6 protein-coding genes are annotated in these 11,713 nt (G+C 64.3%); 2 read left to right on the forward strand and 4 right to left on the reverse strand.

What is annotated here, in order from left to right; all coding sequences use genetic code 11:
- Positions 1-80 precede the first annotated feature (80 nt).
- The gene (locus Q7V20_RS04515) at positions 81-329 is read left to right on the forward strand and encodes a hypothetical protein (RefSeq protein WP_304787637.1); all 249 of its coding nucleotides are present in this window, start codon (positions 81-83) and stop codon (positions 327-329) included.
- Here the strand turns inward: Q7V20_RS04515 and Q7V20_RS04520 are convergent.
- Positions 320-1,546 carry an SAM-dependent methyltransferase gene (locus tag Q7V20_RS04520; RefSeq protein WP_304787639.1) on the reverse strand — a complete coding sequence of 409 codons (1,227 nt, stop codon included), beginning with the start codon at positions 1,544-1,546 and terminating at the stop codon, positions 320-322. The genes Q7V20_RS04515 and Q7V20_RS04520 overlap by 10 nt on opposite strands.
- Before the next feature lie 452 nt (positions 1,547-1,998).
- Between Q7V20_RS04520 and Q7V20_RS04525 the strand changes: the two genes are divergently transcribed.
- Positions 1,999-3,513, forward strand: coding sequence for an NAD(P)H-hydrate dehydratase (locus Q7V20_RS04525; protein WP_304787641.1), 1,515 nt, complete (start codon positions 1,999-2,001; stop codon positions 3,511-3,513).
- 10 nt (positions 3,514-3,523) lie between these two features.
- Here Q7V20_RS04525 and Q7V20_RS04530 read toward each other — a convergent pair whose 3' ends face one another.
- Genes Q7V20_RS04530 through Q7V20_RS04540 form a run of 3 tightly spaced genes read right to left on the reverse strand, consistent with a single transcriptional unit; the run spans position 3,524 to position 11,512 of the window.
- On the reverse strand, positions 3,524-5,278 hold the full coding sequence (locus tag Q7V20_RS04530; RefSeq protein ID WP_304787643.1) for a diguanylate cyclase: 1,755 nt from the start codon (positions 5,276-5,278) through the stop codon (positions 3,524-3,526).
- A gap of 22 nt (positions 5,279-5,300) precedes the next feature.
- Entirely contained in the window at positions 5,301-7,529 is a 2,229-nt protein-coding gene (locus Q7V20_RS04535; protein WP_304787646.1) for a bifunctional diguanylate cyclase/phosphodiesterase, read from the reverse strand.
- A complete protein-coding gene (locus tag Q7V20_RS04540) occupies positions 7,526-11,512 on the reverse strand; it encodes a response regulator (RefSeq protein WP_304787648.1) in 3,987 nt (1,328 codons plus the stop codon). Before Q7V20_RS04540 ends, Q7V20_RS04535 begins: the two co-directional genes overlap by 4 nt.
- Positions 11,513-11,713: the final 201 nt, after the last annotated feature.

Consider the following 11,713-nt stretch of genomic DNA (forward strand, 5'->3'; position numbering starts at 1 on the left):
CCACTGTTACCTAGGGTTTACATCTATAACGGGCCATATTCAGTTAGGATTGCTGCATCGCAACATTTTTGGGGTGAATCATGGCGCAACATAGTTTGAACTACGAAGCAGATGCCAACCGCAAGGGCCTGGGCTACGAAAAACTGGGCGTCATTGCCGGTTTTCTGGTCGGTTTGCCCGTGGGTGTGGGCTTGGTGGATGCCCCCTTGGCGGCAGTTGGTGCGCCTCAGTGGCTGAGCATCATTGCCACTGTGGCTGTGGTGGCGGTTTGCACGGCACTCGGCCTGCGCGGCGGTGTTGCACTGGCCAAGCGGGCGGCTCAGGGATGAGCGGTCTTGATGGCAGAGGCTGAGGGCAGCAACCGTCCCTCAGCCTTCAGCAGGCTTTCCAGGCAGTGGTCCTGGATTTGATAGAAGTTTTTGATGTCCTGAATTTGCGTCAACGTTTCCGCCGCCTTCTCTGGCGCGCCTGAAGCCCGCTTGATCGCCAGGATCATCTTGTTCTTGTTGGTGTGCTCCAGCGAGACAAATTCAAAGACCTGTGTGTCGTAACCGCAGGCCTCCAACAGCAGCGCACGCAAACCGTCCGTCAGCATCTCGGCCTCTTGGCCCAGGTGCACGCCGTGTTGCAGGATGGGGCGCAGAGGGTGCGGGCTCAGCAACTGTGGCCGGATCTGCTTGTGGCAGCAGGGCGAACACATGATGATGTCGGCCCCGGTGCGGATGCCCATGTGGATGGCGTAATCGGTGGCGATGTCGCAAGCGTGCAGCGCGATCATCACGTTCACAGTGCCCGCTTGGTAGTTGCGCACATCGCCATGGTCAAAACGCAGGCCTTGGAGGCCCAGTTGGCTGGCGGCGGTGTTGCCCAACTCGACCATGTCCTGCTTCAAATCAACGCCCGTCACCTGGGCATTCAAAGCCAGGCTGTTGGCCAGGTAATCGTGGATGGCAAAGGTCAGGTAGCCCTTGCCAGAGCCAAAGTCCACCACGTGGATGTTTGGAGACTGCGCCAGCTGAGACGACGCTAGCGCGCGGCTGAACACCTCGATGAATTTGTTGATCTGCTTCCACTTGCGTGACATGGCCGGGATCAGGGCCTGCCTGGCGTCGGTCACGCCCAGCGCACTCAGGAAGGGGCGGTCCAGCGCCAGTAGACGTTCTTTCTGGCGGTTGTGTTCCTGGCTGGCGGGTTGTTCGTGGTGCTCGCTCTTGCCAAAGCGCAGCGTGGCTTTGCCCTTTTTACTGATGGCCAACTGGATTTCTTCGGTCGGGGTCAGCAGGTGGGCGTTCCTGAACTCCTGGCCCACCATGCCTTGCAACGCGGCGAGGCCATCGGCCATGGGCAGGTTCTTGATGATGTCTTTGGTTTGATGGCGGTGGACAAAAGACAGGCAGGCTTGCCCCTTGATGGCAACCGGCCGGACCTGCACGCGGACCAGGTCGGCGATGGGGCCGACGTAGTTGCCCAGCACCAGCTTGACCAGGGTCTGCTGCTGCAGGTGTTCATGCACCAGGCTGAAAAATTGATCTTGCGGGGTGGGCATGCAGGGCGCCTTTGGCTGGAATCGGGGCAAGGCAGGGATTGTCGATGGCATTTGCCCCAAAGCAAAAGCCCGGCCGTTCAAAAAACGCCGGGCTCTTGGGTTCGATGACCACGATCGGGTCGTCTTACTTGCCGGGGTGGGTCCTGGCAGGTCATGTCCCCCAGACGATCAGGGGAGCCGTCTCACCGACGGCGTGATGCTGGCAGATCCACCCTGCCAGCTTGCCCTGAGGCAAGCATTGCACCCATTCAAGCCACCGTTACCCGGTGTGCTCTGCGGTTGATGGAGATCCCATCGTTCACCGCCCTTGCAGTGTGATCCAACTGTGCGGGTGCATGCAAGGGGCCGCCTGCACATTGCTTGCTTTGATGTGAAAAGCTGCGCGACTTTCCCCACTGGTAACGGGATGTAAGGCAGACTCGGATGATCGGGCTGACAAGGTGAGACAAAGCATGAAACGTACGGCGCTTTTGACCGTGGCTGAGATGGCGCAGGCAGAGAACTTGACGATGCAGGCCGGGACACCCGGCCAGGTGTTGATGGAGCGGGCTGGCCGGGCGGTGGCCGAAGCGATTCTGGCGCGTTGGATCACCCGGCCCGTGGCCGTGCTGTGCGGCCCGGGCAACAACGGCGGGGACGGTCTCGTGATCGCTCGCTGCCTGAGTGAGGCGGGCTGGCCGGTGCGTGTGGCTTTGCTGGGCGAGTGGTCGGCCTTCAAGGGGGACGCCTTGACCCAGGCGCTTCACTGGGATCCGGCCTCTTGTGTGCCCGTGCACCCCGATGCGCTCGAGGGTGCAGGTCTGGTGGTCGATGCCTTGTTTGGTTCGGGCTTGAGCAGGCCTTTGGGCGAGGTGGCTGCCAGGACTTTGCAAGCGGTGGCGCAGTCTGGCGTGCCCATGGTGGCGGTGGACGTGCCCAGCGGGGTCTTCGGTGACACGGGTGTGGACGCAGGCGCGGTGAAGACCTCATTGACGGTGACTTTCTTCCGCAAGAAGCCAGCCCATGTCTTGATGCCGGGCCGGGCTTTGTGTGGTGAGGTGTTGGTGGCCGACATCGGTTTGCGGGCGGACGTGGGCGAGTTCGTCAAACCGGCTGCTTTTGAAAACACGCCTGAGTACTGGTGGGCCGATTGGCCGGTGCAGGCAGGCGATCACCACAAGTACCAGCGTGGTCACGCTCTGGTCTATGGGGGTGGTGTGATGACGGGGGCTTCGCGTTTGTCGGCCAGGGCGGCCGCGCGTGCTGGTGCAGGCTTGACCACGGTGGCCGTGCCCGAGTCAGCCTGGGCGGTCTATGCGGCGGCCTTGAACAGCATCATGGTGCAGCCCATGAAGGGCACGGATTCGGTTGAACTGGCCGCGAGCCTGCGCGAGGTTTTGGGCGATGCCCGCATCAGCGCGGTGCTGCTGGGCCCGGGCGCGGCAGGCGGTCTGGTCAGGGGCGTGCGTCCCCTGGTGGAGGTGGCCTTGGCCAGTGGACGCCCGGTGGTGCTGGATGCCGATGCCTTGTCTGCCTTTGAGCACGACCCTGAGGCCTTGTTCACCTTGATCAAGGCAGCGCATGGACCGGTCGTGCTGACGCCGCATGAAGGCGAGTTCGCGCGCCTGTTTCCACAGGCGAAGACTTTGCCCGCGCATGACAAGCTCAGCCGGGCGCGTTGGGCGGCGCACCGCAGTGGGGCCGTGGTGGTGCTCAAGGGCCCGGACACGGTGATTGCCGGGCCCGATGGCGTCGCCCTGGTCAACACCAATGCACCGGCCACGCTGGCCACGGCGGGCGCGGGCGATGTGCTGGCAGGCTTGATCACCGGTTTGCTGGCACAAGGCATGGCGGTGTGCCGCGCGGCCGCTGCGGCCGTGTGGTTGCATGGCGAGATGGCACAGGCTTTCGGCGCTGGCCTGATCGCCGATGACCTGCCTGATCAGTTGCCCGCCGTGTTGCAAAAGCTCTGGCAACGACCGGACTGATTCCGAGACATCAGCCGACGCAGGTGCGGTTTTTGCCGGTTTGCTTGGCCTCGTACAGGGCCACATCGGCGCGGTCCAGGGCGGCTTCGATGGCCTCGTCGGTGCGGTATTGGGTGACGCCGGCAGAGAAGGTGATGAACACTTTCTTCTCGTCCTGCGTGAAGAACTCGGCGCTCAAGGTGCGCTGCAGGCGGGTCAGCACCAGTTGGGCTTCGTCCACCGGCGTGTCGGGCAGCAGCACCACGAATTCTTCGCCGCCGTAGCGGGCCAGTGAATCGCTGGGGCGCAGGCATTCGCTGACGCGGCGCGACAAGAACTGCAGGGCCAGGTCGCCCGTGTGGTGGCCCATCTGGTCGTTCAGCTTCTTGAAGTTGTCGACGTCGAGCAGGCCAATGGCCAGGACGCCGCCGCTGCGCTGCATGCGTGCACGCTCGGTCTCGAAGGATTTGGCCAAGCCGCGCCGATTGGCGATCTGGGTGAGCGGGTCGGTGGACACCTCGTCAGAGAGGCGGCGGATCTCGTCTTCGAGCGAGCGCACGCGGTCGGTCAACTCGGTGGCACGTTCGTGTTCGACCTGCATGCGGGTCTGGGCCTGGTTGACCAGGCCATGCACGGCGCGGCTTTCGTCCACCATGTCGCGTACCACGCCGGCCAGGCTTTCCAGCGAGTCGGCCTGGCCGATGGTGTCGGCATAGCGCCCCAGGCTTTGCTGGAAGCGGTCGGTGGTGCTGCCCAATTCGGCGATCTCTTGCAGCATCTGGTGGATGAACTGCTTGAGCGATTGGCGCGCGGAATCACGCTCCAGCTTGAGTTCCTTTTGCCGCTGCCGGGTGCTCTCCAGCAGATCCTGCATGTGCTTGACGCCACGGCTGTGCAGGCCTTCTTCCAGTTGGAACTGCATGGCCTGGCACTGGCCCTGCACCCAGGAGTCGTCTTCGGCCAGTTCGACCAGGCTGTCGGTCAGGGTGTGGCACAACTCGTTGAGCTGCTCGACCAGGTGGTAGCGGTGTTCGATGATGCGCCGGGCCTGGTCGCAGGCCTGGGTGATCTGATTTTGCGTGGCCTCCAGCTCGGGCTGGTCCAGACCTGCCTGGCGGCTTCGGGTGAGGGCGCTTTGAAGGGCGGCCTTGGTTTCAAGGGCCTGGCCGAAGCTGTCGGGCAGGGCCGTGATCAGGGCGCCCTGGGTTTGGGTCAGGGCGTGCTCGGCCAGCGGGGGCCAGGCCTCGCCCAGGCCAGGCGAGGTTGCCTGGGTGGTGTCGGCAACCGTTATCAAAGGGGCCGCTGTGGGTGCAGGCGGTGTTGGCGCTGGAGCGGCGCTGGCGGGCTCGGGCTGCGCGCCTCCCTCGGCGCTGTCCACCACCTCCAGCAGGCTGTCATCCAGGGTGTCGCTGTCCCAGCCACCCACCAGTTGGGTCAACCTTTGGTGCAAGCGGCTGGCGGAGTTTTTGCTGCCTTCCAGCACCCGTTGCAAGCTGTCTTTCTTGCGGGCGGCGGTCCATTGGCGCCCACCGCGTTCGGCACCGCGCACGATGCGGCCGATCAGTTGCGACCAACGCTCGCCATCGGCGGCTGGGGTCATGGCCGGGGCCGCGTCGAGTGGAGCGGGCTCGGTGGGCGAGGGGCTCGCACCTTGCTCAGCCTCGTAGGCCTTGCGGAAATTCTCTGGCGTGGGTTCCAGCCTTTGCTCGGCCAGTTGGCGCAGGGCGGCCTTGGCCAGTTGCGCGGGGGCCTGCGGTGCAGCGCCACTTCCCGATGAACTGCCCATGGTCGATTCCTCGGTGATTGATTTAGACGGGGGTGCTGCTGATGGCCGAGCTGCCCATGTCGCCACTGAGCAGGGCAACGCGGGGCAGGCTTTGGTCGGCCTCGGTGTTGGTGAGCCAGGTGTCCACGTCGGCCGCCGGCATGGGCCGTGCGAACAGGTAACCCTGGCAGATGTGGCAGCCCAGGTTGTAGAGCACTTCCATTTGCGAGACCTCTTCGACGCCTTCCGCGATCACGCGCAAGCCCAGCGCGCGGGCCAGCGCGATGATGGCCGAGACCACCGCTGAGCTTTGCGGCGTGGTGCCCAGGTCGTGCACGAAGGAGCGGTCGATCTTGAGCTCGCTGATTGGCAGGGTGGTCAGGTAGGCCAGCGACGAGTAGCCGGTGCCAAAGTCGTCGATGGAGATCTCGATGCCCATCTGGTTCAGGCGGTGCAGCGAGGGCACGACGCCCTGCAGGTCCTTCATCAGGCCGGTTTCGGTGATCTCCAGTTCGAGGAAATGCGGTGGCACGCCTTCCTGGTCCAGGATCGCCTGGATCTTGTCGACCAGGTCGGGCAGCTCGAACAGGCGGCTGGGCAGGTTGACCGCGATGGATGCGTCGAACCCGAACTGCTTTTGCCAGACCTTGGCCTGGCGCGCGGCCTGGGTGATGGCCCACAGGCTCATCGCGTTGATCAGGCCGGTGGCCTCGGCCAGCGGGATGAAATCGATCGGCGGGATGAGCTTGCCATCACGCACCCAGCGCATCAGGGCTTCGGCGCCCACCATCTTGCTGGTGCGCACGTCGATCTTGGGCTGGTAGTACAGCACCAGTTCGTCGCGCTCCAGGGCCTTGTGCAGGGCGGTGTCCAGGTCCAGGCGCACGCGGCCCTTGCTGGCCAACTGCAAGTCATAAAGTTGTGCGGTATTGCGGCCCTGGCTCTTGGCCAGGTCCATGGCCACGTCGGCGTTGCGCAGCAGGTCGGCCACGGTCAGGCCATGAGCCGGGAACAGGGCGATGCCGATGCTGGCGGTGATGAAGCATTCCTGGCCGGCGGCCATCATCGGGTCGCGCAGGGCTTGCAGGATGCGCGAGGCCGTGTCCATGGCCTCGGCCTCGTTCACGATCTCAGGCAGCAACACCACGAACTCGTCGGCGCCCAGGCGGCCCACGGCTTCCAGGGTGCGGTGACCGCGCATGCCGGTCATCTCCATGTTGCCTTCCATGACCTGCTCGGAGTGCTTGACGCAGGAGCGCAGGCGGCGCGAGACCTCGATCAGCAACTCATCGCCGGCATGGTGGCCCAGGTTCTCGTTGATGATCTTGAAGCGGTCGACGCCGATCTGCAGCAGGGCGACGTGGTGGTTCAGGCGCTTGGCATGCTCGATGGCGCGCTCGCTGCGCCAGAAGATCTGGCGGCGGTTGGGCAGGCCGGTGAGCGTGTCGAAATTGGCCAGGTGCTTGATCTTGTCTTCGGCCACGCGCCGGTCGGTCACGTCCTGGACGATGCCGGTGTAGCCGATCAGGGCGGCCAATTCGTTGAACTCGGGCTCGGCCTCGATGTGCAGGATGCGCTGGCGGCCATCGTGCAGGTTGACCTGGATGTCGTTGCACAGCACGGTGCCGTGGTCCAGCACCTCGCGCAGGATGCGCTCGAAACTTTGGCGTTCTTCGGGCGCGATCATGCGCAGGATGCGTTTCAGCCCCAGGCGGTCACGCCCGCCCAGGCCGAACACGCGCATGCCTTCCATCGAGAAGACGATGTCGGTCACGCCCTGGCGCCAGTCGAAGCTGCCCATGCGGGCCAGGTCTTGCGCGCGGGCCAGTGTGGCCTTGCTGCGTTCCAGTTCGTGGCGGGTGCGAGAGGCGCGCAGCAGGTAACGCAGGCGCCCGGCCAGCAGGCTCCATTGCGTGCACTTGATGAAAAAGTCGGTGGCGCCTACTTCGTAAGCGCGGGTGATCGAGGCCTCGTCGTCCAGGCCGGTCAGCATCAGCACGGGCACGGATTCGTAGCCGGGCAGGTGGCGCAACTCCTGGCAGGTGGCAAAACCGTCCAGCCCGGGCATGACGGCGTCCAGCACCACCACGTCGGGCAGCCATTCACTGATGATTTGCAGGGCTTGTTCGCCGGAACTGGCCTCGGTGATCGAGAAACCGCGCTCGCGCAGGGCGATGGAGGTCAACAGCAAGTTGACTTCGTCGTCATCCACCAGCAGCACCTTGGGCTGCTCTTGTGAATCATCAGTCCCGACGGAGGTGAGGCGATTCACAGTTGGGCCTCCAGCAAGAGGCGCAAGCTCGCGATCACCCGTTCCACCTCGGGCCGTATGGCGCTGATGCGATTAGTCAGATCTTCACCTGTTGGACGCCTGATCATGGATTCGATTTCGGCACACATTTGCGACAACTTGAGCGCGCCGATGCTGGCTGACGATGATTTGAGAGTGTGCGCCACATGCGCAATCCCTGCATGATCGCCGACTTTGATGGCATCTTCGAGTTGCGGCAGCATGCGCCCGACAGAATTTTCAAAAGCTTTCGACACCCGCTCGATCAATTTGTTCTCGCCCTTGGGGTCCAGGTCCTGCAGGCGCTGCAAAGCCTGGCGGTCGAGGACGTCTTCCCAGCCCGCGCTGAGCGACTCGTCGGTGGTGCCGTGCGGGTGCTCGTCGGGCTCGGTGAGGTCGGTCGGCGCATCGTGCAGCGGCGTGGGCACGGTGATGGGCGCATCGGGCAGGTCCTTGGGGTCGATGTGCGTGTGTTCCACCAGCATCTTGTGCAACTGGCTCTGGCGGAAGGGCTTGGACAGGTAGTCGTCGAAGCCCAGCCCCAGGAAGCGCTCTTCGTCGCCCTCCAAGGCGTTGGCGGTGACCGCGATCACTGGCGTGTCTGACGGCGTGATGAATGAGAATCGATTATTGGAGCCTCGGCGGAACCAGCCCAGGGCCTCGACACCGTCCATGCCGGGCATCTGGATGTCCATCAGGATCAGGTCGAAGCGTTGTTCGCCCAGTCGGCGCAGGCCTTCCAGGGCTGAACTGGCGACACGCACCTCGCAGCCCAGGCGCTTGAGCATCTGCGAGCAGACTTCCTGGTTGACGGTGTTGTCCTCGATGACCAGCACGGCCTTGTTGATGCGGGTGGTTTCGTGGGCCACGTCGCCACGGTCTGCCGAGATGCCCAAAATGGCTTGGCGCAACTCGGCTTTTCGCAAAGGTTTGGCCACGAAGCGCTGGAAACCGACGTCTTGTGCACGGCGCACGTCGTCGGGTGACGAGACCGACGACAGCAGGATCATCTTCAGCTTGGGGTAGCGGCCGCTGGTGCGCACGGCTTCGGCCAGGCCCATGCCGTCCAGGTGGGGCATGTTCATGTCCACCAGGGCCAGGTCAAAGGGGGCGTCTTGTGAGGGGTGAGCCATCAGCACCTTCAGGGCTTCGCGGCCATCCACGGCCAGCACCACGTGCATGCCCCAGGCGGTCAGCATGTTCTCGATGACGGTGCGGTTGGTGTCGTTGTCGTCCACCACCAGCACGTTGTAGGAGGGCATGTCGGGCTCTTCCAGCATGGCCATGTCGGCTTGCGTGGTACCAATGCACACGGGCACGCGGAAGAGGAATTCGGAGCCGACGCCAGGCGCGCTGTGCACCTCGATCTGGCCGCCCATCAGCTCGACCAGTTGCTTGGAAATGGCCAGGCCCAGGCCGGTGCCGCCATAGCGCCGCGCCATGCCGCCGTTGGCTTGCACGAAGGCGCTGAACAGGCGGGGCACCACCTCCGAGGGGATGCCGATCCCGGTGTCGCGCACCATGAATTCCAGCTGCATGGTCTCGAGGCTGCCGGGTTTGGGCAGCTCGACCGCGCCGCCAATGGCCCGGCGGATGTCGACCACGATCTCGCCGTGCTCGGTGAACTTGATGGCGTTGGCCACCAGGTTGGTCAAAATCTGGCGCAGGCGCAGCGGGTCGCCATGGATGACGGAGGGCAGGCCGGGCTGTTCTCGGAAGCTCAGCTCCAGGCCTTTTTCGTGGGCGCGGGGGGCCATCAACTCCAGGGTGTCTTCCACCAGGGTGCGCAGCACAAAGTCGCAGGTGGCCAGCTCCAGCCGTCCGGCTTCGATCTTGGCGAAGTCCAGGATGTCATTGATGATCTCCAGCAGGCTTTCGCCTGAGCGGTACACGGCCTGGGCGAAGCGGCGTTGCTTGTCGTTCAGGGGTGTGCCCAGCAACAGCTCGGTCATGCCCAGGATGCCGTTCATGGGCGTGCGGATTTCATGGCTCATGTTGGCCATGAACTGGCTCTTGGCCTGGCTGGCGGCCTCGGCCATGTCGCGGGCGCGTTGCAGCTCCAGGGCCTGGCCGTGCTCGTCGGTCACGTCCGACACCAGGCCGTAAATGCGCGATTGCCCGTCGGGCAGGCGGCGGGCGCGGGTGCGGTGGCGCAACCAGCGCAGGCCTTTTTCCGGGTGCTGCAGGCGCAGCAGGGCGTCGGTGGGTTGGTCCTGGTCCTCCATGGCCTCTTGCTCGATCAGCAGGGGGCGGTCTTCGGGCACGACCAGGGATTTCAGGCGATCCGGGTGGGCCTGGATGTCTTCGGCCGACACGCCCCACAGGTCTTGCGTGCGGTGGCTGAGATAGAGGTAGCTGGCACGGTGCTCGCTGGCCACGTAGACGCAGTCGTCCATCGATTCGACCAGCTCGCGGAAGCGGCGTTCGGATTCTTCCAGGTCGGCCTGGGCCTGGCGCGCGGCGGTGATGTCGCGCACCAGCGAGATCAGCAGGCGGGGGCGGCCATTGCTGTGCCGCAATGCGAAATGGCGGGCATTGACGATGCGCTGCTGCGAGGCGTTTTGCCACTGGAAGTCGTGCTCGATGGTCTGGCCGGTTTCCAGCGCTTGTTGCATCGGGCCTTCGGTCAGGTGCAGCACCGACTCGCCCAGCGCCTGGGTGATGGATTTGCCGACGACCTGATCGCGCTGCAGCTTGAACTCGATCTCGGTGTAGCGGTTGATGGCCACCACGTTGAGATTGACCGGATCAAGCACGAAGAGGCTCACGGGCAGGTTGCCCAGCAGAGCCTCCAGGAACTCGCGCTCCTGCTCGCGCACATGCTCTTGCGCCTTGCGCTTGGTGATGTCGTTGAACAGGCAGACGTACTGGCTGCGCCCACCGGTTTCGTCCAGCATCTGGATGGCGTCGATCTCGCCCCAGTAGCGGGTGATGAGCTGGCCACCCTGGCGGGCGGCTTCATAGGCCAGGCGGAAGGGCACGCCGCGGGCCAGGTGGTCTTCCAGTTCGCGCACCGTGGTGGGGGCGCTCACTTCCTGCTCCAGCAGATCGCCCAGCTTGCGGCCCAGGACCTTGTCTTCAGGCCAGCCGGTCAGGGCGACGAAGGCGCTGTTGATCCACTCGATGGTGCCGTGGCGGTCGGTGATGGCCACGCCGCTGCTGATGCGCGAGGCGACCAGCGCCAGGCGGCCGAGGTGCTCGGCGCTGGTGGCCATATGGGCCAGGTTGGCATCGCGCTGGGCCACAAAACCCAGCTGGATGGCAGCGATGTCCAGCACATGCGACAGTCCGACGCAGTCTTGCTGCGGATCGTCGAATTCGAGCAAGGCCAGCGGCCAGCCTTCGACCGAGACGGGCACGGCCAGGACTTTATGGGTTTGGGGCGAACGCCAGGGGCAAGTGGACAAAGCTGGCAATTCACCCTCACCCTGGGCCGAACTGGCGCGCAGGGTGCTCAGGGCCTGGCCCAGGGGGCGTTCATCCCGGTGGGTGGTGGCGATGGCCGTGATGTCGATGATGTCGCCCGCGTCGCTGTCGGCGTTGACCCAGGGACGCAGCAAGGCCGACTCGCCATTCCAGCCATCCACCCGCAGGCACACCCAGGCCTTGGAGCCCATGTGCTGGTGCAAGGTTTGGCCCACCCGCTGCAGTGCCTGCGCCAGCGAGTTGGCGCCATGAGCGGCCTCGACGATTTCCTGACTCAGCGCCAACCACCGTTGCGCTTCGGCGTTGTCCTGAGGCGACACTCTGGCGGTCAATTCTTCGTCCAGAGCCGCTTCGGGCGGGCGTGTGGTGCCCGGCTGGTCGGCCGCGGGCTCCTGACGCTGGCGCGCCAGATAGCCGATGCCAGCGGATGCCCAGCCCGCCAAAGCCAGGCCAAGCCCGCTCAAACCCCAACCCACAGTGGCCACGGTCGTCATGACCAGGGCGCTCAGGGTGAGAATAAAGGTCCAGGTGAAGCGCATGATTTCCTTGTCCGGGGATATCGCGTGACGATCCTTGGGTAAGTCAGCCCCGTTGCCTGGAGACCGCAGGGGCATACTGTGTCTAATCGTTAACTAATCACGGACTTTACAGGCACAGTGAAATGGTCAACCAGCAGAAGAAACCCCTTGCGGTCCTTCTTACAATCATTTGAATGCCGGGTAATCATTCTTTTTTAAGTC

This window comes from Aquabacterium sp., from assembly GCF_030652515.1.
Classification (GTDB): domain Bacteria; phylum Pseudomonadota; class Gammaproteobacteria; order Burkholderiales; family Burkholderiaceae_C; genus Aquabacterium.

Bases quoted from the DNA above. Each gene is read 5' to 3' on its own strand.
- Q7V20_RS04520 (WP_304787639.1), bottom strand. From the start codon at position 1,546: ATGCCCACCCCGCAAGATCAATTTTTCAGCCTGGTGCATGAACACCTG.
- Q7V20_RS04540 (WP_304787648.1), bottom strand. From the start codon at position 11,512: ATGCGCTTCACCTGGACCTTTATTCTCACCCTGAGCGCCCTGGTCATG.
- Q7V20_RS04515 (WP_304787637.1), top strand. From the start codon at position 81: ATGGCGCAACATAGTTTGAACTACGAAGCAGATGCCAACCGCAAGGGC.
- Q7V20_RS04525 (WP_304787641.1), top strand. From the start codon at position 1,999: ATGAAACGTACGGCGCTTTTGACCGTGGCTGAGATGGCGCAGGCAGAG.
- Q7V20_RS04530 (WP_304787643.1), bottom strand. From the start codon at position 5,278: ATGGGCAGTTCATCGGGAAGTGGCGCTGCACCGCAGGCCCCCGCGCAA.